The sequence below is a fragment of the Micromonospora sp. Llam0 genome, from assembly GCF_003751085.1.
Taxonomy (GTDB): domain Bacteria; phylum Actinomycetota; class Actinomycetes; order Mycobacteriales; family Micromonosporaceae; genus Micromonospora_E.
Map to the genome: position 1 here is coordinate 404,375 of NZ_RJJY01000002.1, position 23,713 is coordinate 428,087.

Below are 23,713 nucleotides of genomic sequence, written 5' to 3' on the forward strand. Positions count from 1 at the left end.
TAGGCTTGACCGGTGACGCGACTGGGTGACCTCGAACGCGCGGTGATGGACGTGCTGTGGGACCGCGACCCGGCGGCCGCTCCGGTCACCGTCCGCGATGTCGCCGAAGCACTGCAGGACCGCAACCTGGCGTACACGACGGTGATGACGGTGCTGGACCGGCTGGCCGGCAAGGGCATGGTCAGCCGGGAGCGTGCCGGCCGGGCGTGGCACTACCAGCCGGCGGCCAGCCGCGAGGCGTACATCGCCCAGTTGATGCTCGACGCGTTGGATCTGGCCGGCAGCCGGGACGCGGCCCTGGTCCGGTTCGCCAGATCGGTCACCGGCACCGAAGCCGAAGTGCTCCGGGCCGCGCTCACCGACCAGGCGCAGGCGGCGGACCGGCGGGGTTGACGCTGCCATGGCCTACGGCGCGCACTTCGCCGCGGTGATCCTCGCCTGCTACCTCACCGCTCAGGCGCTGACCCGCTCGGTCTGGTTCGGCCCCGGCTGGACCTGGCGCAGCCCTCGGGTGGCGATCCTCTGCTGGCAGGCGCTCGGCCTGGCGGTCGGGCTGGCCGCGATCGGCGTTCCGCTGGCGGTCGGGCTCGACCCGTACGGCACCGGGCCGGGCCGCGCCGCCGGTCTGTTCATCGGCGACCTGGCCGCCGGGGTGACCAGCCTGACCACCGGAAACGGCTTGCCGGCGGGCACCTTCCCGGCCGGGCTGGGGCCGGTGCGGCTGGCGCTGGTCGGCCTCGCCGCCGCGATCGCCGCCGTCCTGCTCGGATCCACCGTACGCAGTTTGCTCGCCGCCGTACGGGTCCAGCGTCGCCACCGCGACCTGCTCGCCCTGGTCGGCCGCGCCGATCCGGCCGCACCGGGCGCGCTGGTGCTCGACCACCCGGGCGCGGCCGCCTACTGCCTGCCCGGGGTCCGGCCGACCGTGGTGGTCAGCGCCGGCACGCTCGACCTGCTCGGCCCCGGCGAGCTCGCCGCCGTGCTCAGCCACGAGCGGGCGCACGCCGACGAGCGGCACGACCTGGTGCTGCTGCCGTTCACCGCGCTGTGCCGGGCACTGCCCCGGGCGCGGTGGCTGCGGGCGGCGCACGACGCGGTCGCCCTGCTGGTCGAGATGCGCGCCGACGACAAGGCCCGGCGTCAGCACGCCGACGAGCCGCTGGCCACCGCGCTGCGCCGGTTCGCCAGCGCCGGCAGCCGGATCACCCCGGCCGGTGCCCTCGGCGCCGCCGACCTGGAGCTCGACGCCCGGGTGCAGCGGTTGCTGCTCGACGGTCCGGCACCCCGGCTGCGGCCGGCGGCCGCGAGTGTGGTCGCCGCCGCGCTGCTCCTGCTGCCCGCGTCGCTGTACCTCAGCTGGTGAGCACCGCCGGCACCGCCACCGCACCGGCCGACCGGGCCGGTCGCCGCCGGCCGTTCGATCCACGGCTGGTGCGCCAGGTGCCGGCGGTGCGGGTACGGCTAGCGCTGCTCGGCGTACTCGGCGTGATCGCCGCCGGCCTGATCATCGCCCAGGCCACCACGCTGGCACTGGTGTTGGCCGCGGCCGCCGGTGGCGAGCTGGACCGGGCCGCGCTCGGCGGTTTCGTCCTGGCGGTCACCGGCCGCGCCGCGCTGCTCTGGGCGCAGGGTTACCTCGCCGCCGAGGCCGCGGCCACGGTCAAGGCGCAGTTGCGGGCGGACCTGCTGGCCGCGATCCACCGCCGTGGCCCCGCCTGGTTGTCCGGTCAGCGCGCCGGCCAGCTCGCCACCCTGACCGGCCGGGGCGTCGACGCCCTCGACGGCTACTTCACCGGCTACCTGCCGCAGCTGGTGCTGAGCGTGACCGTACCGGTGGCGGTGCTCGCCCGGCTGGCGTTCGCCGACTGGAGCTCCGCGCTGATCGTCGCGGTCACCCTGCCGCTGATCCCGGTCTTCGGCGCACTGCTGGGCTGGCACGCGCAGGCAGCGACCGAACGGCAGTGGCGGCGGTTGACCCAGCTCGGTGGCCACTTCCTGGACATGGTGGCGGGGCTGGCGACGCTGCGGGCCTTCGGGCGGCAGCGGGCGCAGGCCGAGGTGGTACGCCGGATGGCCGACCGGCACCGGGTCGCCACCATGGGTACGCTGCGCATCGCCTTCCTCTCCGGGCTGGTCCTGGAGCTGGTCGCCACCCTGGCGGTGGCGCTGGTCGCGGTGCCGATCGGACTGCGGCTGCTCACCGGTGGGATGGCGCTGTCCACCGCGTTGCTGGTGCTGCTGCTCACCCCGGAGGCGTACCTGCCGCTGCGCACCGCGGGCAGCCGGTTCCACGCCAGCATGGAAGGCCTGACCGTGCTGGACGAGGCGCTCACCCTGATCGGCGAGGACGATCCGGCGCGCGCCCCCAGCGAGGACGTGCCGGCCCGTAATGTCAGCGAGGACGTGCCGGCCCGCGACGCCAGCGCCGGTGGGCGGGCGGGCCGAGCGGCACCGGCGGTCGTCGGATCGCCGCCGGCGGAGATCAGGTTCGAATCGGTCACCGTGGCCTACCCCCGGACCACGGCGCTGCGGGACGTCGACCTGACCATCCGGGCCGGGGAACGGATCGCCGTGATCGGTCCCAGCGGCGCGGGCAAGAGCACCCTGCTGCACCTGCTGCTCGGCTTTGTCGCACCGACCGCCGGCCGGATCACCGTCGACGGGGTCGACCTCGCCGAACTCGACATCGAGCAGTGGCGGCGACGGCTCGCCTGGGTGCCGCAACACGCGCATCTGTTCGCCGCGTCGCTCGCCGACAACATCGCGCTGGGCGCGCCCGACGCCGACCAGGCCGAGCTGTCAGCGGCGGTCCGCGCCGCCGCGCTCACCGGTGTGGTGGCGGCGCTGCCCGACGGGCTGGACACCCGGCTCGGCGAACGCGGCCACGGGCTGTCCAGCGGGCAACGCCAACGTGTCGCGCTGGCCCGCGCCTTCCTCCGGGACGCGCCGGTGGTCCTGCTCGACGAACCGACCGCCCGGTTGGACGGCGCCTCGGAGGCGGCGGTCCTGGCCGGGTCACGGCAACTGGTCGCCGGCCGGACCGCGTTGATCGTGGCGCACCGGCCGGCGCTGCTCGACGGCGTCGAGCGGGTCGTCCGGCTCGACGCCGGCCGGATCACCGGACGCGACCTCGCGGCGGCCACCCCGTGATCGGCGCGCGGCCGGAGCGGACCGTGCTGTCGCTGGCCCGGCCGTACCTCGGCCGGCTGGTCGGTGCCGGTCTGCTGGCCGCGGCGACCGAGGCGGCCGCGCTCGCGTTGATGGCCACCGCCGTGTGGTTGCTGATCACCGCCGCCGGTCGGCCGCCGCTGGACGCGGTCACCGTGGCGATCGTCGGCGTACGGGCACTGGCGATCAGCCGGGGCGTGCTGCGCTACACGGAACGGTTGGCCGGTCACGACGCCACACTGCGGGTGGTCACCGACGTACGGTTCCGGATCTTCACCGCGCTGGCCGCGCGACGGCCGACCGCCGAGGACCGGTCCGGTGACGCCCTCAGCCGGTTGGTCTCCGACGTCGAGGCCGTGCAGGACCTGCTACTGCGGGTGCTGGTGCCCGGTGCCGCCGCGGCCACCGTCGCGGTGCTCGCGGTCGCCGGTGCCGCGACGGTCAGCCCGGCGGCGGCGCTCGCGCTGGCAGCCGGGCTGGCGGTCGCCGGTGGCGGTCTGCCTGCGGTCGCGGCGCTGCTCACCCGGCGTACCGCCGACCGGGTGGCGCCGTTGCGCGGCGAGTTCGCGGCGGACGGCGCCGATCTGATCCACGGGGCGGCCGACCTGGCGGCGTTCGGTGGCACCGCCGACGCCCTGCGCCGGAGCACCCGCCGGGCCCGGGAACTCGCCCGGCTGGAGCGGCGGCTGGCGGCGACCGGCTGGGCGGTCGACGGTGTCGGCGTGCTCGTCGCCGGGCTGACCGTGGCGGCGGTGACGGTGACCGCGTTGCGCGACGGCGTCGGCGGGGTACTGGTCGGCGTCCTCGCGGTCGGCGCCCTGGCCGCCGTCGAGATGAGTCTGGCGCTGGTCGCCGCCGCCCGGCAGTGGGCGCAGTTACGCGGCGGGCTGCGCCGGGTCGCCGACCTGCTGACCGAAGCGGGACAGGCAGCGACGGGACAGGTCGACGGGGAGCGGGCCGAGACAGAGCGGGCTGAGACCGAGCAGGCCAACGCGGAGTCGCGTACGACGGGACGGGCTGCGGCCGACCCGGCCGGTGCTGCTGCGGCCGACGGCCGTCAGCGGCCGACGACGGTCCTCGACGGCGTCACGGTGCGGTACCGGGCCGGCACGTCACCGGCGTTGGACCGGCTCGATCTGTCGCTGCCGCCCGGACGGCGGATCGCCGTGGTCGGGCCGAGCGGCGCCGGCAAGAGCACCCTGCTCGGCGTACTCACCGGGGCGGTGCCGCCGGACGGCGGCCGGGTGACGGTCGACGGCGTGGACCTGGCCGACGTGCCGGCCGGAGTTCGGCACCGGTTGGTCGGCGGGCTGCTCGCCGAGGCGTACGTGTTCAACGCCACAGTTCGCGACAACCTGGTGCTGGGCCGGCCCACCGCGACCGACGACGACCTTGCCGCAGCCGCAGCCGCAGCCGGCCTGTTCGACTGGGTACGCGACCAGCCGGATGGCTGGCAGACCCTGGTCGGGGCGGCCGGCAGCCGGATCTCCGGTGGGCAGCGGCAGCGACTCGCCCTCGCCCGGGCGCTGCTGGCCGGTCCATCGGTGCTGGTCCTCGACGAACCCACCGAAGGGCTCGACCCGGCAGCGGCGGACACGGTACTGGCGTCGGCGCTGGCCGCCGCCGACGACCGCACCGTGGTGCTGGTGACCCACCGGCTGACCGGGCTCGAATCGATGGATGAGATCCTGGTGTTGGACGCTGGCCGGATCGTCCAACGGGGCGACCACGCCGAGCTGACCGGACGGCCCGGCTGGTACCAGGAACAGTGGATCATGCAGCGGGCCGCCGAACAGGGTTACCTGACGGCAGCCAACTGAGGCGGGACGGGGTGCGGGCATGCCACGCGGCGGGCAGCCCACTAGGGTGTGCGCAGAGTCACCCACCCGACAGTCCGGGTCTGGGCGCCGTCACCGGAGAACACACGGAGGTCAGCGTGGCCAAGTTGCCGAACCAGCCCGATGCCGACCGGCGCACGGCCGGATCCGACGGTCCTGACGAAGAAGCGGACTTCGCGACGGCCGACGCCGACGCGACCGACCTCGACGATGCCGCTGACGACGCGGTACTCACCGCCGACCGGTCGCTCTGGCAGGACGTACGGATCGACCCGGTCGAGATCGCGTTGCCGGGTGGCGTCGGCTACACGCTGCGCGCCTATCGGTCGTCCGCCGCGTTGACCCCGACCGACATCTCCGAGCGCGAGGAGGACGATCTGTTCGCCGCTCGGCAGCGGGCGGCCGCCGAGGAGGACGAGGACGACGAGTCCGTGGTCATCCTGGACGAGGAGTTCGCCGCAGCGCTCGCCGAGGAGGAGAACGAGCAGCAGGACGGGTCAACCAGCAAGTCGGGCAAGGGTGGCAAGACCGGCAAGGGTGACGCAGCCGGTGGGAGTGACGACGCCGACCAAGACGCCGACGCCGATGTCGACGACACCGAGTCGGCCGACAGCGGTGAAGAGGTGCCGATCTTCCTCAGCCACCAGGGCAAACTGCTGCTGTTCCGCGACCCCGAGGCGCTGGTCAGCTTCGTCCGGTCCGGCGCGTCGCACGACCTCGCGCAGCTGGACAGCTGGCCGGATCTGGTCGACCGGCTGCAGCCGGCGGACGTCGCGGCGCTCCCGGAGGACACCTACGAGCTCGACCTCGTGGTGGAGAACCTGCGGGGCGGCCACGACGCCTGGGACGCGGCGCTGCTGATCCAGTCCGGCGAGGTCGCGAGGGACCTCGCTTACGCCCTGCGGATGCCCTCGGTGCTGGACATGCTCTCCACCGGATCCAGGCTGGACGATCTTGACGAGGCGCTAAGGTCGACGGTTGACGGCGGCATCGGCGGTTTCATGGCCCGCCGCAAATTGAAGAAAATCGGGGCACAAACGGCAAGTCTCGGCTGGCGCACGATTATCGGCAAGATCTCTGCCGCTGCGGACTGGCGCGACTGACCCCTCACCAGGGACCATCAGTCCTTGGCATGACGGGTGTCCGGGAGGAGGACGGCGCGGTGGCGCTCGTGCGGGTGTACTGCGGTCTGGCATCGGCGGACCGGGCTGCCCGGTCGGCTTCGACCGGTCCGGCCCTGTCCGCCGCGATAGTCGACGACGCCGGCCGGCTGCTCGACGTCTGCGAGATCGGCGACGACCCGGCTGGCTACGCCCGGCTGAGCTGCATGCTCATCGAGCGGTCGGGCGGCGCGAACGGAGCGGCCATCGCCGCCGACAGTGACGACCACGTCGTCACCTCGCTGCTGACCGCCGCCGGTCGCCCACTCGCGGTGGCCGACGATGACGCTGCGGACGACTACGCCGAACGGTTCGCCGACGACGAGTCGCCGGACGAGATGTCCTCCGCGCCGGCCCAGCGGCGCGCCGTCGGGCTGGCCCGGGCGCTCCAGGCCGGGGCGATGTCCGCGGTCGCCCTGCCCGTCTCCCGCGACCTCGTCGCGTACAAACCGGTGCTGGCCGCGCACGCCGCGTTGGCCAACGGCCGGCAGGCCGCCGCCGTGGCGCTGCGCGAGGTGCTCCGGGAGCTGTACCCGGCCGCGCTGCGGGCCTACCCCGACCCGGCCGAGCCGGTCGCGCTCGCGGTGCTCGACGCCCTGCCGGAGCCGGGCATGCTCAGCGGCACCAGTTCCCGCAACCGGGAGCTCACCGTCGCCGCTGACGCGGTCGCCGCCCACCTCGCCTCCGACGGGGTGGCCGACGCGCAGACGATCGACGCGGCGGTGACCGCCCTCCGGGTGGCGATCGTCGAGTCGCCCCGCCGCGGCACCGTCAACAAGGCGCTCACCTCGGCCACCGCCGAGACGGTGCGGCACGCCGTCGCCGCCGTCCGGGCCTGCGACGCCGCCGCCGACGCTCTGGTCGCCACCCTGACCGCCCGGGTCGTCACCCCGCCACCGATCGGCGCGCCGCACGCCGCGCGCCGGGCCGCCGACCCGACCTCCGGTCCGCCGTCACCCGGGCTGCACGCGGTACCGCCGGCCACGGAGGCCGGCCCGAGCCGTACCCCGGCCGGCGGCCGGCGGGCCCGTCCCCAGCCGGTCGGCGGCGGTGCTCCCGCCTCCCCCCAGCCGATGACCACGCCGCCGGTGGCACCGGCACCGGTAGCGCCCCCGCCGAACGCGCCGACGCCGCTCACCCCACTCGCCCCGGTGGCCCGCCGTTCCGCCGATCCGGGCAGTGACCGTCCAGTGTCCGCCCCTCCCCCGCCACCGCCCGGGATGACCCCGATGCCGGCGCAACGTCCCGGCATCGCGCCGGCGGACGCCGGCGAGCCGTTCCGCGCCACGCTCACCACGGCTGCCATCAACGACGCGCGGGCACAGCGCCGGCCGACCCCGATCACCCCTCGGCCCAACACCCGGGCAGGTGCCGGTCCGGCCGGCCACGCCCCGGCAGCCACCCCGCGGTCGGCGCCACCGGCGGGTACGGCACCGGTCTCCGGGACCCCGGTGTCTGCGCACCCGATCTCTGGCAGCCCGATGTCGGGGGCGCCGACCTCGGCAGTGCCGGCCAGTGGCTCGCCACTCGCCGAGCCGCCGACCGGAGGCTTCTCCGCGACCGATTACAGCCTGCCCGTTCCCGCCCCGCGGCCCGGTCCGCCGACGTCGTCACCACCCGGTTCCCGGTCCAACTGGCCGCTGGTGCCGCTGGGTCCCGACGGCGGCGACGAACCCGCTCCGGTCTACCCGGGAGGGCACGAGGAGCACCGGCCGGCCGCATCCAACGGGCACAGCGGCCGGGTCAAGCCTCCGTGGCTGGCCGACGACCTGCCGCCGGAGCCACCGATGCTGCGTCTGGTCGAGCCGCCGGTCGCCGACCAGGTCCGGCACGACGGCTTCCGACCCGACGGTTACGGACGGCCCGACGGTTACCGACAGCCCGACGACTACAGCCGGCCCGACGCGCCGGTGGAGACGCCACCGCTGCGACTCGTGGACGCTCCCCAACCACCCCCCGAGTACGGTCGCGGCCGTCGGGCCGCCGTGGAGCCGCTGAGCGCCCCGCCCGTACCCGATGAGGGTGACGGCGACCTGCTGATCTTCGCGGCGGCACGGTCGGCCTGGTTCGTCCGGCATCCGGAGGCCGACGGGGCGGAGTTCGCGACGCAGGCGGACAACGGCTGGCGGGCCGCCGAGTTGGCCGCTCAACCGTCCATCGGTGCCGCGACCAACGCCGGGCTACCGAAGCGGGTACCGCAGGCCAACCTGGTTCCGGGCTCACCGCTGCGCGACGAGCGCCCGCTGCGGATCGTCCGGGACGCGGCGAGCATCGCCGAGCACACCAACGGCTACTTCCGGGGCTGGCGTCGAGGTCAGGAAATCGGCGGGTACGCCGTCGGCGGGCGACCCGGCCGGGAAGCCGCCGGCGGGTGGGACTTCAGCCGGGACCAGGGCGGGCAGGGCGACGGCCGCGAGTACGAGTACCGGCCGGCCGGTCACCACTCCTGACGGGGTCACCACCCGAGCCGCTGACGGGGTGCCGGGCGTACTCGGGCTCGGTGCCGCGTGCGCTCGGTACGCGCCCGTCGTGGTACAGCCATCGTGCTGCAGGCAGGCAGCACGGTCGCCCACGCCTCCCGCCGATGTCGGCAGGCACCACAAGCAGGCCGGCCGCAAACGACACCTACCGGCGGCACCTGGGTCAGGTGCCGCCGGTTCGGGTCGGAGATCGGGAGAGTCTGTGCCGGGTGGGTCGGCGGTCAGGCCGGTGCCACCGCACGCTGACGCCGCATGGTCAGCACGTACTCGACCAGCGAGATCAGCACGTGCTTCGTCGACTCACGGTTCCGCGCGTCACACGGGACGACAGGGACGTCGCTGGAGATGGCCAGCGCGTCTCGCACGTCCTGCGGATCGTGGTACTGCATGCCGTCGAAGCAGTTGATCGCCACCAGGTAAGGCAGCCGCCGATGCTCGAAGAAGTCGATCGCCGCGAAGCAGTCGGCCAGTCGACGGGTGTCGACCAGCACCACCGCCCCGATCGCTCCTCGCACCAGTTCGTCCCACATGAACCAGAATCGAGTCTGGCCCGGCGTACCGAACAGATAGAGGATCAGATCTCGGTCGATCGAGATACGTCCGAAGTCCATGGCGACCGTGGTGGTCGTCTTTCCCGGCACCTGTCGCGTGTCGTCCACGCCGACACCGGCCGAGGTCATGATCGCCTCGGTGGTCAACGGCGTGATCTCCGAGACCGAGCCGACCAGCGTCGTCTTGCCGACGCCAAACCCACCGGCGATCACAATCTTCGCCGATGTCACGCGCCCGGCCATGGGGCGGTGCGCCATGTCAGAGCCTGCGAAGTCCACTCAGCACCCTCTCCAGCAGTTCCGTGCCCACCGCGTCGTTCGTGTCGTCCAGGGATGTCGGCTCGTACACCGCGACCAGGCCGTCCGAGGCCATGTCCGCGATGATGACCCGGGCTACTCCGAGTGGGAGCTGCATCCGCGCCGCGATCTCCGCGAGCGACTGCAGCCGGCCGTCACACAGCGCGGCAATGTATTGGTGCTCCCGGCCGGAGCCGCCTTTCACAGCGCCTGAGGACCGGCCGCGCACCGTCGTTTCCACGAGCGCCTCGAGGGCGATTTCCAGCTTCGGCCGGGTACGACCACGGGTAACGGCGTACGGCCTGACCAGAGCACCGGTCGGTTCATCGCGCTCGGTCATCTGCCGTCACCCCCTCTCGTCCTGCCCGCAGCTCCACCTGTCGGAGCTCGTAGCGTCCAGTTCTTCTCCTGCAGACCGGTGCCGGTCGTCGACGCCGGCACCGGTCTCGTCAGCGTGGTCAGCCCAGCATTCCAGCGGCCGAGCGGGGCGCTGGCGTCAGCGCCTCGCCAACCCGGTCCACCAGCAGGGCCATCTCGTACCCCACCTGGCCGACGTCGGAGCTTCGGGCGGCCAGTACCGCGAACGACGAACCGTCCGAGATCGACATGAGGAAGAGGAAGCCGTTGTCCATCTCAACCACTGTCTGCAGCACCGCACCACCCTCGAAACACCGCGCCGCGCCCTGGGTGAGGCTGACCAGTCCGGAGGCGATGGCCGCGAGCTGGTCCGCACGGTCCCGGGGAAGATCCCGGGACGCCGCCAGGAGCAGACCGTCCGCTGAGACCGCAATCGCGTGAGCGACCCCCGGCACGCGATCGGCGAAGTTGGCCAGCAGCCAACCGAGATCCTGCGTAGTTGTCATCCCTCATGCTCCTTGCCAGCCTGCGAGGATTGCTGCCCTCCCGGGGTCGCCCCCGGGTTGGTCGAGTGGTCGTCGTCCTTGGGCTGAGTACGGCCGCGTTGCACACCACGGTGGTACGCGGACAATAGCCCACGGACCGCTTCCGGTGTACGACGCTGTACCGAACTTGACGCCTTGTCTACGCCACCTGGTACTAGCTGTGCCATCGGGACCCGCTTCGGCAGGCCCGCCTGGGTCTTTTCGGCCACTTCGACATCGGCCGCAGCGCTTGCCGCGCGCCAGCCGTCGTCTGCGGCAGTCTGCCAGCTGTCCGGCGGGCCCTCGCCACCCCCACCCCCGCCGGCGGCGGCGGCCGGCCGCGAGGTGGCGGCCACCGGCTCCGGTCGACGCGGCAACGACGAACCGGGCCTGCCGGCCGTGGTCGTCCCGGCTTCCGACGCCGGAGCGGGAGGCCGGGAGGCGTCCACCTTGGCGATCGGCTGGGTGGTGGCGGTCGAGGCGGAACCACCGGACTGCTTGATCATCGCTCCCGCCGCCGCCCGCGCTTCGTCCGCGGTGGGGCGCCGGGTCCGGAACCAGGCCGACTCCAGCTCGCGGAAGATCGGCAGTTCCATGGTCTCGTCGGCGAACTGCTTCGGCGCCGCTGGCGGGGTGATCGTCGGATGTTGGGCGGTCGCCGCGTTGTCCGGACCCGACCGGGACACCCTCGGCAGCTCGGCGGTCATGTCCAGCGCCGCAGCGAGCTTCTCCGGCACCGGCGGTGCCGGGGTGTCCCGCTGCTCTGCCGCGACCGGCGGCCAGGCCGGTGGCGCCGTGCTGGGCGGCGGCGCGGCCGGAGGTGCCGGTGGCGGTGTCGCCGGCCGTTGCTGGTGCGCCGGTGGCTGCGGTGGGCGCTGGAAGCTGGCCGGCTGCTGGAACGCGGCGGGCTGCGGGGCGGCTGTCGGCGGGGCGGCTGTCGGCGGCACCGGCGGAGCCGAGAACGGCCGCACCGGGGGCGCGGAGACCGGCGGGACGTACGGCTGCCCACTGACCGGCTGGTGGCTGGTCGGCGCCCCGTGGGTCTCCGGCGAGGTGGGCGCCTGACGCGGGATTCCGCTGGTAGGCGCCGCTCCGGTCACCTCGCCGTCGACTGTCCAGTGATCGTTGGACCGGCGCTGTGGCAGCGGACCGGTGCGCTGCTGGCCGTTGGCGGGCGGGGCTCCCAGCACGTCGGAGCCGTTGGCACCGTTCGTGCCGTTGGTCGCTCCGGTCAGGTCCGACCAGGCTGGCATCGGGCGGGCCGGGGCGGCCGGCGGTGCCGCCGGGCCACCACCGTTGATGGGTGCCGGTTCGAACGGTCGTGGCGGTGGGCCAGCGGGTGCCGGCGGCTCGGCCGGTCGACCACCGAAGCCACCGCCCAACGGACCGTTGCCGCCTTCCAGCGCGAGGGGCGCGGCGAACGACGGGCGACCGGCGACGGCGGGCGTCTCATGGCCACCACCGGAGCCGAACGCGGCCGGAGCGGCGTTGCGGCCGGCGAGTGCCCGCGGGATCAGCACCGAGGTCGGCAGGGTGACGTCGGCGACGGTGCCCCGGTCGGCGGCCGGGCGCAGCTCGACCTTGACACCGTGCCGCTTGGCCAGCCGGGCGACCACGACGAGGCCCATCATCCGGGACACCGCCACGTCGACCATCGGCGGGTTGGCCAGCCGGTCGTTGAGCTCCCGCAGCTGGTCGGCGCTGACGCCGATACCGCGGTCCTCGACGTAGAGCACGGCACGGTCGCCGACCCGGCGGGCCTCGACCATCACCTGCGAATCCGGCGGAGAGAAGGCCGTGGCGTTGTCGAACAGCTCGGCGACCAGGTGGACCAGGTCGTTGACGGCATGCGCGGCGACCTCGATGTCCCGGTCGACCATCCCGAACTCGATCCGGGTGTAGTGCTCGACCTCGGACTGCGCGGCGCGCAGCACGTCGATCAGCGCCGCCGGGTCGCGCTGCACCCGGGTGGAGTCCGCGCCGGCGAGAACCAGCAGGTTCTCGTCGTTACGCCGCATCCGGGTGGCAAGGTGGTCGAGCTGGAAGAGTTCGCCGAGCCGGTCCGGGTCCTCCTCGCCGCGCTCCAACCGGTCCAGGTGACCGATCAGCCGGTCGACCAGGATCTGTGACCGGCGGGCGAGGTTGACGAACATCGTCGACACCGAGGATCGCAGTGCGGCCTGTTCGGCGGCGGTCTTCACCGCCTCCAGGTGGACCGCGTTGAACGCCTCGGTCACCTGACCGAACTCGTCCTTGCTGCGCACCGGCAGCGGCTCGGCGATCTGGTTGGCCAGCTGCATCGGTGAGCTCTGCGCGGTGACCTGCGGGTCCCGCAGTCGGGCCACCGCCTGCGGGAGACCGTGCTGGGCCACGGCGAGCGCGCCCTGCCGCAGTTCACGCAGCGAACGCGCCATCGCCCGGGCGACCAGAGCGGCGAAGAGGATCGCCAGCAGCAGGACGACGAGCAGCAGGATCGTCTCGACCAACAACTGCTGCTGTACGTCGTCGCGCAGGATGGTGGCCTCGTTGACCACGTCGCTGTCGATCTTCTGCTCGACGGTGTGGATCAGGTCCGCGTGTCCGGTCAGCGCCGCGTCCCAGGCGTCGGCGTCGAACGGCGTGTCGCGCATCGACTCTTCGCTCTGGCCACGGATGAAACCGCCGTAGGTGTCCGCTTCCCGCAGCGCTGGTCCGGCCACCGTCTGGTTGTAGAACTCCAGGTCGTCCTGGGTGGCGGCAGCTTCGAAGCTCTGCCGGGACTGGGCCTGGCCGGCCCGGGTACTGATGTAGTCGGTACGCAGCGACGGGGTCAGCGCGTTCTGGCTGAACGCCCGCAGCACGACGATCCGCTCGCGGGAGAGGAACTCCTTGTTGCGGGCCAGCGAAGCGGCGGCCCGCATGTGGTCGCTGAGCTCGGTGTCGTTGGCCAGCTGGGCGGCCGAGTCGCGGATGTCGAGCAGGTCGCTGAGCAGCACCTCGTAGGCGCGGGCAGCCTCGGTGAGTCGGTAGGTGCCGTCCGCGGTGGCGCTGTTGACCACCTGGCTGCGTACCCCGGGCAGGTCGGCGAGGTTCTGGTCGATCCGGGAGAGCAGGTTGCGGAAGTTCACCGGCAGGTCGGTCAGCTCCGCGCGGCGTTGCGAGTACGGCGTCCGGGCCTCGTCGACGGTGCCGTGCAGGGCGTTGTACGCATCGAGGTAGCCCTGCCGTCGCTGCTCGTTCCCGGTGCCGAGCAGGAGCACCGCGGCGGCCCGCTCGTTCTGCAGGTCGTGCACCAGGTCGCCGGAGGCAGCGGCCAACGTGGCAAGCGTGCGTGCCTGGGACGCGTTCCCGGCGGTCTCCAGGTGCCCGATGAGGCCGTTGGTGCCGACCACGATCGTCGCCAGGGTAGGCACGATCATGATCAGACCGAGCTTGGACCAGATCGGCAGATCGTTGAGCCGGCCAACCGGCCGGCGGAGACGCGACAGGAATGAATCTGCCGTCCTCGGCCGCTCGCTCACGTCACCGCCCTCCTCATCGGTGCCGGTCCGGTTGCACCGGACACCGCCCATCGGCCGACCCGGGCGGATCGGACCCCCGAGATTCCATCACGACGCCACGCAAAGAGAAAGCCCAGGTGGCTCGTCACTGCGAGTGTGATGCGATGGTTATCCCGACATATGACAAATAGCACTTGCCTGATCACGCTAAGTGAACGTTCCGGTCCGTGTTGCCGGCTTCGAGAGCAACTGTGCTCTCGGAGCGCGACGAGCATCTTACGCCCACCACATCGAGCCACCACCACCGATGGGACCCGCCGGACATAGCCCTCCGCGACCAGCCACCGACCGGGTGGCCGGAGACCGGTGGCCCGAACGGGGGACCGGTGTCGACGGCCGATGCGCTACCGGCGGGCCGGCTACCCGGTCAGCCGAATCAACTCAGCCGATCAGCTTGGCGTACGCGGGCTTGATGACGTCGTCGATGACCGCCAGCCGCTCGTCGAACGGGATGAACGCACTCTTCATCGCGTTCACCGTCAACCACCGCAACTCCGACCACCCCCACCCGAACGCCTCCACCAACAACCACATCTCCCGCGACATCGACGTCCCACTCATCAACCGGTTGTCCGTGTTCACCGTCACCCGAAACCGCAGATCACGCAACAACCCCACCGGATGCTCACCGATCGAACCCACCGCACCCGTCTGCACATTCGACGACGGACACAACTCCAACGGAATCCGCTTGTCCCGCACATACGACGCCAACCGCCCCAACCGCACCCCACCCCCACCCACCTCGATGTCATCCACGATCCGCACCCCATGCCCCAACCGATCCGCACCACACCACTGAATCGCCTGCCAGATCGACGGCAACCCGAACGCCTCACCCGCATGAATCGTGAAATGAAAATTCTCCCGCTGCAAAAACTCGAACGCGTCCAGATGCCGCGTCGGCGGAAAACCCGCCTCCGCACCCGCGATATCGAACCCCACCACCCCCACATCCCGGTACCGCACCGCCAACTCCGCGATCTCCTGCGACCGCGCCGCATGCCGCATCGCCGTCAACAACGTCCCCACCCGGATCACCCGACCCGCCCGGGCCGCCTCCGCACACCCCGCCGCGAACCCCGCCAACACCGCCTCCACCACCTGACCCAACCCCAACCCCCGGGACAGATGCTGCTCCGGCGCGAACCGCACCTCCGCGTACACCACCCCGTCCGCCGCCAGATCCACCGCACACTCCGCCGCCACCCGGAACAACCCCGCCTCCGTCTGCATCACCGCCACCGTGTGCGCAAACGTCTCCAGATAACGCTCCAACGACCCCGAATCCGCCGCCGACACGAACCACCGACCCAACTCCGACGGATCCGTCACCGGCAGCACATGACCCACCTCGTCCGCCAACTCCACCACCGTCGCCGGCCGCAACCCACCATCCAGATGGTCGTGCAGCAACACCTTCGGCGCCCGAACGATCTCCGCCAACGAAACAGCCACCATGGGTGGAGGGTAGTAGGTTCCGACGGCGTACTCCGGCACGGGACACGGGTATGGCCGATGCCGGCGCGGATGCCGATCTGCGGCCAGGCAGGATGTCTATGATGCTCGCCGACGTACTGCCGTACCTTCGCTGCCCGGTCTGCCGCGCACCGCTCGCCGCCCACGAGGGCGGCGTCCCCCGCGATGGCGGCGTCCCCCGCGATGGCGGCGTCCACGGCAACGCCGACGGCACCGTACGGACGCTGCGCTGCCCGGCCGGACACAGCTTCGACGTGGCCCGGCAGGGCTACGTGGATCTGGTGACCGGCCGGGTCCGGCACGTCGGCGACTCCGCCGAGATGGTCGCCGCCCGCGACGAGTTCCTTCGGACCGGGCATTTCGACATGGTCGCCACGGGTCTGGTCCGGGCGGTGGGCAGCCCGGACCCGGACGACCGGGCCGGGCCGTTCGTGGTCGATGCCGGCGCCGGAACCGGGGCCTACCTCGCGGCGGTGCTCGACGCACTGCCCGGCGCCGTCGGACTCGCCCTGGACCTGTCCAAGGCGGCAGTACGCCGGGCCGCCCGCGCCCATCCGTCGGCCGCTGCGGTCCGCTGCGACACCTGGCGCCCGTTGCCCGTCGCCGACGCCTGCGCCGACCTGGTGCTGAACGTGTTCGCGCCGCGCAACGGCGGGGAGTTCGCCCGGATCCTGCGGCCGCGCGGCGCGCTGATCGTGGTCACCCCGCTGCCCGACCACCTCGGCGAGGTGATCGGCCCACTGGGGTTGCTCCGGGTGGACCCGGCGAAGGCCGACCGTACCGGCGCGGCGCTACGACACCACTTCGACCGGGTCGCGCTGCACGTCCTGCGCCGACGGCTGCGCCTGTCGCACCGTGACGTCACCGCGCTGGTACGGATGGGGCCGAGCGCCCGGCACACCGACCCGGCCGACCTGGCGTCGGCGATCGCCGCGCTACCGGAGCCGGTCACCGTCACCGCCGCCGTCCAACTGGCGGTCTACCGCTGCCGGCAACGCGCCTGACCGGTCAGGTCGACAGGTCGACCTCTTCCCAGCCGGGCGGTGCGTCGTGGTACGGGCCCCGGAAGACGACCGCCCATTCCAGGGCCCACCGCCGTTGCCCGATGGCGTTGGCGTCCACCACCCCGGGTAACGGGTCGCCCCGCCGTTCCGCCTCCAGGTAGCCCCAGTCCAGGCAGTAGTAGAAGTCGAGCAGTACGGCGGCCTCGGCCGCGTCGCGGGGGGCGACGAGGGTCCGGGAGCGCCATTGGGCGAAGGTTTCGCCGGCCGCCAGCTTCGGCAGCAACGCCATCAGTCGGTCGTCGGAGACCGCGACCGGGTCGAGGTGCCGGGTCAGCCCCAGCACCCAGGCCAACGCGAAGATCGCGTCATGGTGCAGGACGAACGAGCGGTGGTCGCCACGCCCCCCGATGACGAACTGCCACTCCGGCGGGGTGACCAGCTCGACCAGGTGCGAGTTGAGCAGCCAGCTCATCGCGGCCTGCGGCGGCATCCCGAAGCAGCGGGCCAGCACCAGATGCAGGATCGCGGTGCGGGCCTCGATCTCCGGGGTGGGCCGCAGCTCGACCCCGTCGCCCGGCTCCCAGACCAGCGGAAAGCCGGCCGGAGGCAACGGTAGGCGCAGCCGGCGCAGCTCGTCGAGACTCTCCGCGCGAATGGCCCGGGGGTCAGGAGCGAGTACGGTCACAGGCTTCGTTCCCTGCTAGTCGGCGTCGGCTTCTCTCCTGAACGGACCCCCCGGCGAGGCAGGATATCCGCTCTGTGTCACGGGTACCACGACAAGGGGTGTCGGTACGCCGGTCGCGGCGGATCAGGCGATCCGGTCGACGACCAGCTCGGTGGTCGTCGGTGGCGCGTCGGTGAGCTGAACGGGATCCGTCGGGCCGAACCCGCCGGAGAGGGCCGGCAGCACGTCGGCGATCCGGTCGGGATCGTCGGCGCGCAGCTCGACGAGGGGGTCGCCGGCCCGGACCGGCTCCCCCGGCCGGCGGTGCAGGATCACCCCGGCGGCGGCGCTGACCGGATCCTCCTTGCGGGCCCGGCCGGCACCGAGCCGCCAGGCGGCCACCCCGATCGCGCGGGCGTCGACCGCGGCGACGTAGCCGTCCCGGTCGGCGCGGACCAGTTCGGCTTCGGCGGCGACCGGCAGCGGGGCGTGCGGGTTCCCGCCCTGTGCTGCGATCATCGCCCGCCAGGTGTCCATCGCCCGGCCGTCGCGCAGCGCGGCGGCCGGGTCGGCGTCGGGCAGGCCGGCGGCGTCCAGCATTTCGCGGGCCAACGCGAGGGTGAGGTCGACGACGTCGGCCGGCCCGCCGCCGGCGAGCACCTCGACCGCCTCGGTCACCTCGACGGCGTTGCCGACCGCCCGACCGAGCGGGCTGGACATGTCGGTGAGCAGGGCGACCGTGCGGACGCCGTGTGCGGCACCCAGATCGACCATGGTGCGGGCGAGCTGCCGGGCGTCGGCGACCGACGCCATGAAGGCTCCGCTGCCGACCTTGACGTCGAGGACCAGGGCTCCGGTGCCTTCGGCGATCTTCTTGCTCATGATCGAGCTGGCGATCAGCGGGATCGCTTCGACGGTGCCGGTGACGTCGCGCAACGCGTACAGCTTGCGGTCGGCCGGGGCGAGTCCGTCACCGGCCGCGCAGATGACCGCGCCGACGTCGCGCAGTTGGCCGACGAAGCGGGCGTTGGTCAGGTCCGCCCGCCAGCCGGGGATCGACTCCAGCTTGTCCAGGGTGCCGCCGGTGTGGCCGAGCCCTCGGCCGGACAGCTGCGGTACGGCCGCGCCGCAGGCGGCGACCAGCGGGGTCAACGGCAGGGTGATCTTGTCGCCGACGCCGCCGGTGGAGTGCTTGTCGACGGTGGGCCGGGCTACGCCGGACAGGTCGAGCCGCTCGCCGCTGGCGATCATGGCGGCCGTCCACCGGGCGATCTCGGCGGTGTCCATGCCGCGCAGCAGGATCGCCATGGCCAGCGCCGACATCTGCTCGTCGGCGATCTCACCCCGGGTGTACGCGGCGATGGTCCAGTCGATCTGGGCGTCGCTGAGTCGGCCGCCGTCGCGTTTGGTGCGGATGACGTCCACGACGCCGGCGATCTTGGCGCTGTCACTAGACAAATCGGTCACACCTTCACGATGACTCCAGGGTCGCGGGCGACTCTGGAAGGGGCGGGGTAGGAAATCGGCTGCCGGGCGCTCGCGGTGCTGCTGCTGCCGGGCGCTCACGGTGCTGCCGCGCTCGATCAGCCGGTCCAGCGGGTGCTCACCTCGGTCGGCGGGTCGCCTTCGCCGGCCCAGGAGACCCCGCCGTCGGCGTCGACCACCACCACCCGGTGGGTACGCGCCCGGCCCCAGGCCACCACCGACTCGGCAGACGGCCAGCTCGGCGCCTCCTCCAGGATGCCCGAGCCGGCCGCCTCGCCGGTGGATTCGGACCGCTCCCAGTAGCCGGTCCAGACCAGCTCGCCGCCGGCCGAATCGGGGTGCACGAAGACGGTGCCCCGGCCCCGCCACTTGGCCAGCCGGGCCGGCACCGCGGTGTCCGGCGCCACCACCGGGCGCCCGGCCGCGTCGGCCCGCCCGACGTGCTCGGCGCCGACCCGGTCCCGCTCCGCCGCGCCGCGACCGGCACCACGAGCGGTGCCCCGACCGAGGCCGCCGCTGGGGGCGAGCGCAGCGGCCGCGAGGTCCGCCGGGCCGAACGCGTGCGGCAGCAACTCCGCCACGGTCAACGGCGCAGGCAGCGCTTCGACCTGGCATTCCGGCCCGCCGTGCTCCCACAACAACTGACGGCAGCGGCCACACGGCATCAGCGGCTGGCCGTCCCCGCCGACGCAGGACAACGCCACCAGCCGGCCGCCGCCGGTGCTGTGCAGCGACGAGACGACACCGCACTCGGCGCAGAGCACCACGCCGTACGCGGCGTTCTCGACGTTGCAGCCGACGACCACCCGGCCGTCGTCGACCAGTCCGGCCGCGCCGACCGGAAAGTTCGAGTACGGCGCGTACGCGTGCCGCATCGCCTCGGTCGCGGCCCGCCGCAGCTCCACCCAGTCGATCTCCACGACTGCCCTCCTCACCTGCACCGGCCACCGTCACCGGCCGGTCGGCCCGGTTCGTACGACCGGACCTGACCGGCCAGTAGTAAACGGTAACCGGCGTTGATCAGGCTTTGATGTAGGGCTTGCCGTCGGCGGCCGGTGCCCGTACCCGGCCGACCAGTCCGGCGACCGCGAGCAGCGTCGCCAGGTACGGCAGCATCGCCAGGAACTGGCTCGGGATGGCGCTGCTGATCGCCCCCAGGTAGGCGCCGAGCTGGTCGGCGAAGCCGAAGAACAGCGACGCCAGCAGCGCGCCGGTCGGGCTCCACCGGCCGAAGATCATCGCGGCGAGGGCGATGAAGCCCTTGCCACCGATCATGTTCTTGGTGAACGAGTAGAGCAGCAGGGTGTACGACCCGCCGCCGATCCCGGCCACCATGCCGGCCAGCAGCACGTTGCGGTAACGCAATCCCAGCACCCGTACGCCGAGGGTGTCCGCCGCGATCGGGTGTTCGCCGACCGACCGGGTCCGCAGCCCCCACCGGGTCCGGAACAGCGCCACGTTGATCACCACGACCAGGATCAGCGCCAGGTAGAGGAAGATGCTGCCGCGGAACAGCGCCGGCCCGAGCACCGGGATGTCGGACAGCAGCGGGATCTCCCAGGTGCCGAAGTGCGGCGGCTGGTTGTAGGCCGGCTGGTCGGTCTGCATCAGCCGCTCGTAGAGGAAACCGGTCAGACCGATCGCGAACAGGTTCAGCACGATGCCGATGACCACCTGGTCGACCAGGTAGCGGATGGCGAACAGGGCCAGCAGCAGCGAGATGAACGCCCCGCCGAACGCGGCGGCGATCAGCCCGACCCAGACGTTGCCGGACATGGTGCCGATCAGCGCACCGGCGAACGCACCCATCAGCAGCTGTCCTTCGATGGCCACGTTGACCACCCCGGAGCGTTCGCAGAGCACCCCGGCCAGCGAGCCGAAGATCAGCGGCAACGCCAGCAGGAAGGTGCCCCGGACGATGTTGACCATCGGCATGAAGTTCTGCCCGGTCGGCGCGGTGGAGATCTGCCAGCAGAGGAAGCTGACCACGAAGCCGACGATGCCGACGCCGAGCAGCCAGCGGAACCAGCGGGCACCGTACGGGCTGAGCAGCAGCGCGCCGGCGGCGAGGGCCGCCAGGCCGAACAGCACCGCGCCCAGGTTGCCGGGGATCCGCAGCGCGGCCCCGCCGGCGGTCTCGCTGAGCGTGAACCGGGCCTGCTGCTCGGCGGCGAGCGAGCCGAAGACGGCGGCCGCGACCACGCCGGCGGCGACCAGGACGGCGCCGCTGATCCGGGTACGGTTCCAGAACCGTTGCACCACCGCCACCGGGGCGTCAGTTGCGATCATGGTGGACAACGCGGTCACCAGCCCTTCGCCATGCTGGTCTGCAACCGGGCGGACCGCGCCGCCCGGAGCTGGAAGATCGCCTTCACCAGGGCGGGGGCGGCGATGAAGATGACGATCAACGCCTGGAGCACGGTGACCAGTTCCAGCGAGATGCCGGAACCCGACTGCATCGCGTTGCCACCGGCCCGCAGCGCCCCGAACAGCAGCGCCGCCAGCGCGACACCCCACGGTTTGACCCGGCCGAGCAGGGCGACCAGGATGCCGTCGAAGCCGATCTGGGCCGCGACCAGCGGGGTCAACGCGTTCGCCGTGGAGCCCAGCACCATGTTGGCGCCGCCCAGCCCGGCCAGCCCACCGGCGACCACCATCAGCAGTACGTAGGTGCCGGTGACGCTGATCCCGGCGGTCCGCGCGGCGTCCGGGTTGGCGCCGACGGCGCGCAGTTCGAAGCCGAACGTGGACCGGTTGAGCAGCCACGCGACGGCGGCGGTGACGACGACCGCCAGCAGGATGCCGGCGTGCACCCGCAGCCCGTCGCCGAGCAGCCGGGGCAGCTGGGCGGTGGTGTCCACCGGCCGGCTGATCGCGTCCGGCCGGTCCGGGTTCTGCACCCCGGGCTGCACGATGATCCAGGTGAGGAAGTACAGCGCCACGTAGTTGAGCATGATCGTGGTGATCACCTCGTGGGCACCGGTGCGGGCCTTGAGGAAACCGGGGAAGAAGCCCCACAGCGCGCCGCCGAGCGCCCCGGCCAGCACCGCGACGACCACGTGCAGCACCAGCGGCAGCGGCAGCAGGAAACCGGCCAGCGCGGCCACCACGACGCCGATGATCGCCTGCCCCTGGGCGCCGATGTTGAACAGGCCGCCCCGGAACGCCAACGCGACCGACAGCCCGGTGAAGACCAGCGGCGCGGTGTAGGTCAGCGTCTCGGAGATCGGCCGGAACACCGTCGACCACTCGGCGTCGCCGGCGGCGAAGGACCGCACCGCCGAGGGGTCGATCACCGAGCCTTTGAACAGGTTGGCGTACGCCTCGCTGACCAGGGTCCAGCTGGCGGACAGCGCGTCGCCCGGGCGGGCGAAGAAGTAGGTGTAGGTGGCGAGCACCTCCGGGTCGGAGACGATCATCAGTACGCCGCCGATGACGACGGCCAGCAGCAGGGCGAGCACCGTCACGGTGACGGTGTTGGCGGCCCACAGGTTGTGCAGGAAGCGCTGGCCGAGGGAGTCACCGTCGCGGGCGGGCGGCTTGTCCGGCGAACCGGCCGACGAGCCGTTGTCGCTGCTCATTGCGTCCCCTCTTGCTCGGTCCTGCCGGTGACCCCGGCCATCAGCAGGCCGATCTGTTCCCGTGGGGTGTCCGGTCCGACCACGGCGATGATCCGGCCGCGGTACATCACCGCGATCCGGTCGGCCAGCCCGATCACCTCGTCCAGCTCGCTGGAGACGACCAGGACGCCGGTGCCGGCGTCGCGTTCGTCGACGATCCGGCCGTGGATGAACTCGATGGAGCCGACATCGACGCCCCGGGTCGGCTGGGCGGCGATGAACAGCTTCAGCGGCCGGCTCAGCTCCCGGGCCACGATCACCTTCTGCTGGTTGCCGCCGGACAGAGTGCCGACCGCCGCCTGACCCGACGACGTACGGATGTCGAACTGGGCGATCCGCTCGGCCGCGGAGGCGGCGATGGCCGCCGGCCGCAGCGCCAGACCGGAGCCGAACGGCGGCTGGTCGTACAGGTCGAGCACCAGGTTCTCGGCGACGCTGAACTCCTTGACCACGCCGTCGACGCTGCGGTCCTCCGGCACGTAGCCGACCCCGGCGCGGAGCACCCGTTTGGTGCTCCAGCCGTCGATGCGCTCGCCGTTGAGGGTGACCGTGCCGGCCGCCGCCGGCAGCAGACCCATGATCGCCTCGACGAGTTCGGTCTGACCGTTGCCCTGCACTCCGGCGATGCCGAGCACCTCACCGGCCCGTACGGTCAGGTCGACCCCGTCGACCACCCGTACGCCGCGCTCGTCGTCGACGACCAGGCCGGCCACTTCGAGCACCGGGCCGCCGGGCTGCGCCGGGGTCTTGTCCACGGTGAGGCTGACGCTGCGGCCGACCATCAGCGCGGCCAGTTCGTCGCGGCTCGCGGTCGGCTCGGCGGTGGCGACCGTACGGCCTCGTCGGATCACCGTGATCCGGTCGGCGATCGCCTTCACCTCGCCGAGCTTGTGGGTGATGAAGACGATCGACTTGCCGGCCGCCTTCAGCGACCGCATGACGGTCAGCAGTTCCTCGGTCTCCTGTGGGGTGAGCACGGCGGTCGGCTCGTCGAGGATCAGCAGGTCGACGTCGCGGGTCAGCGCCTTGACGATCTCCACCCGCTGCTGGATGCCGACCGGCAGGTCCTCGATCACCGCGTCCGGCTCGACCGCCAGGCCGTACCGGTTGGAGACGTCGACCACCTCGGCGCGGGCCCGGCGCTGGTCGAGGAAGCCGAGCAGCCCGCCCCGGGTCCGTTCGGCGCCGAGCATGACGTTCTCCGCCACGGTGAGCACCGGCACCAGCATGAAATGCTGGTGCACCATGCCGATGCCGGCGGTGATGGCGTCCCGTGGGCTGCGGATCTTGATCGGGGTGCCGTCCACCAGGATCTCGCCCTCGTCCGGCTGCAGCAGCCCGTAGAGGACGTTCATCAGGGTCGACTTGCCGGCGCCGTTCTCGCCCAGCAGGGCGTGGATCTCGCCGGGCTCGACGGTCAGGTCGATGTGGTCGTTGGCGACCAGGTCGCCGAAGCGTTTGGTGATGCCGCGCAGTTCGAGTCTCAGCGGAGCCTCCCGGGGAGACTCCGGGCCACCGGCGGGTGCCCGGAGGGGTCGATGGCTGAG

The 23,713-nt window shown here is 72.6% G+C and carries 18 protein-coding genes; 7 read left to right on the forward strand and 11 right to left on the reverse strand.

Going from position 1 to position 23,713, the window contains the following annotated elements:
• Nucleotides 1-12: 12 nt before the first annotated feature.
• The 6 genes from EDC02_RS28910 (at nt 13) to EDC02_RS28935 (ending at nt 8,616) form a co-directional block, all read left to right on the forward strand.
• A complete protein-coding gene (locus tag EDC02_RS28910; protein WP_123605486.1) occupies nt 13-393 on the forward strand; it encodes a BlaI/MecI/CopY family transcriptional regulator in 381 nt (126 codons plus the stop codon).
• 7 nt (nt 394-400) lie between these two features.
• Nucleotides 401-1,363 carry a M56 family metallopeptidase gene (locus tag EDC02_RS28915; protein ID WP_123605487.1) on the forward strand — a complete coding sequence of 321 codons (963 nt, stop codon included), beginning with the start codon at nt 401-403 and terminating at the stop codon, nt 1,361-1,363.
• Nucleotides 1,360-3,150, forward strand: a complete 1,791-nt coding sequence (cydD, locus tag EDC02_RS28920; RefSeq protein WP_123605488.1) for a thiol reductant ABC exporter subunit CydD — start codon at nt 1,360-1,362, stop codon at nt 3,148-3,150. The genes EDC02_RS28915 and cydD overlap by 4 nt, the downstream gene beginning before the upstream one ends.
• Nucleotides 3,147-4,988, forward strand: coding sequence for a thiol reductant ABC exporter subunit CydC (gene cydC / locus EDC02_RS28925; protein ID WP_123605489.1), 1,842 nt, complete (start codon nt 3,147-3,149; stop codon nt 4,986-4,988). The genes cydD and cydC overlap by 4 nt, the downstream gene beginning before the upstream one ends.
• Nucleotides 4,989-5,104: 116 nt before the next feature.
• The gene (locus tag EDC02_RS28930; protein ID WP_370461579.1) at nt 5,105-6,109 is read left to right on the forward strand and encodes a DNA primase; all 1,005 of its coding nucleotides are present in this window, start codon (nt 5,105-5,107) and stop codon (nt 6,107-6,109) included.
• Between the two features lie 29 nt (nt 6,110-6,138).
• Nucleotides 6,139-8,616 (forward strand): transposase, encoded by a 2,478-nt coding sequence (locus EDC02_RS28935; protein ID WP_123605490.1) that lies wholly within the window; start codon nt 6,139-6,141, stop codon nt 8,614-8,616.
• Between the two features lie 251 nt (nt 8,617-8,867).
• Here the strand turns inward: EDC02_RS28935 and EDC02_RS28940 are convergent, their stop codons facing one another.
• From EDC02_RS28940 to EDC02_RS28960, 5 genes are all read right to left on the reverse strand, one after another.
• Nucleotides 8,868-9,455, reverse strand: a complete 588-nt coding sequence (locus tag EDC02_RS28940; protein WP_123605491.1) for an ATP/GTP-binding protein — start codon at nt 9,453-9,455, stop codon at nt 8,868-8,870.
• A 1-nt stretch (nt 9,456) separates the two neighbouring features.
• Nucleotides 9,457-9,834 (reverse strand): DUF742 domain-containing protein, encoded by a 378-nt coding sequence (locus tag EDC02_RS28945; RefSeq protein ID WP_123605492.1) that lies wholly within the window; start codon nt 9,832-9,834, stop codon nt 9,457-9,459.
• A gap of 118 nt (nt 9,835-9,952) precedes the next feature.
• The gene (locus EDC02_RS28950) at nt 9,953-10,357 is read right to left on the reverse strand and encodes a roadblock/LC7 domain-containing protein (RefSeq protein WP_123605493.1); all 405 of its coding nucleotides are present in this window, start codon (nt 10,355-10,357) and stop codon (nt 9,953-9,955) included.
• A complete protein-coding gene (locus EDC02_RS28955) occupies nt 10,354-13,875 on the reverse strand; it encodes a sensor histidine kinase (RefSeq protein WP_123607196.1) in 3,522 nt (1,173 codons plus the stop codon). Before EDC02_RS28955 ends, EDC02_RS28950 begins: the two co-directional genes overlap by 4 nt.
• Nucleotides 13,876-14,295: 420 nt before the next feature.
• Nucleotides 14,296-15,375: an adenosine deaminase gene (locus EDC02_RS28960; RefSeq protein ID WP_123607197.1), complete on the reverse strand. Its 1,080-nt coding sequence runs from the start codon at nt 15,373-15,375 to the stop codon at nt 14,296-14,298.
• A gap of 101 nt (nt 15,376-15,476) precedes the next feature.
• Here EDC02_RS28960 and EDC02_RS28965 point away from each other — a divergent pair, with 101 nt between their 5' ends.
• Nucleotides 15,477-16,397, forward strand: a complete 921-nt coding sequence (locus tag EDC02_RS28965; RefSeq protein WP_123607198.1) for a putative RNA methyltransferase — start codon at nt 15,477-15,479, stop codon at nt 16,395-16,397.
• 4 nt (nt 16,398-16,401) lie between these two features.
• Here EDC02_RS28965 and EDC02_RS28970 read toward each other — a convergent pair whose 3' ends face one another.
• From EDC02_RS28970 to EDC02_RS28995, 6 genes are all read right to left on the reverse strand, one after another.
• Complete coding sequence (locus EDC02_RS28970; protein WP_123605494.1) at nt 16,402-17,082, reverse strand: DUF4272 domain-containing protein; 681 nt, start codon at nt 17,080-17,082, stop codon at nt 16,402-16,404.
• A 123-nt stretch (nt 17,083-17,205) separates the two neighbouring features.
• The gene (locus tag EDC02_RS28975) at nt 17,206-18,519 is read right to left on the reverse strand and encodes a thymidine phosphorylase (protein ID WP_370461613.1); all 1,314 of its coding nucleotides are present in this window, start codon (nt 18,517-18,519) and stop codon (nt 17,206-17,208) included.
• 125 nt (nt 18,520-18,644) lie between these two features.
• Nucleotides 18,645-19,466: a cytidine deaminase gene (locus EDC02_RS28980; protein WP_123605495.1), complete on the reverse strand. Its 822-nt coding sequence runs from the start codon at nt 19,464-19,466 to the stop codon at nt 18,645-18,647.
• 100 nt (nt 19,467-19,566) lie between these two features.
• Nucleotides 19,567-20,844, reverse strand: a complete 1,278-nt coding sequence (locus EDC02_RS28985; RefSeq protein ID WP_370461614.1) for an ABC transporter permease — start codon at nt 20,842-20,844, stop codon at nt 19,567-19,569.
• Nucleotides 20,845-20,849: 5 nt separating this feature from the next.
• Nucleotides 20,850-22,127 (reverse strand): ABC transporter permease, encoded by a 1,278-nt coding sequence (locus EDC02_RS28990; protein ID WP_123605496.1) that lies wholly within the window; start codon nt 22,125-22,127, stop codon nt 20,850-20,852.
• Nucleotides 22,124-23,653 (reverse strand): ABC transporter ATP-binding protein, encoded by a 1,530-nt coding sequence (locus EDC02_RS28995; protein ID WP_233606690.1) that lies wholly within the window; start codon nt 23,651-23,653, stop codon nt 22,124-22,126. The genes EDC02_RS28990 and EDC02_RS28995 overlap by 4 nt, the downstream gene beginning before the upstream one ends.
• Nucleotides 23,654-23,713: the final 60 nt, after the last annotated feature.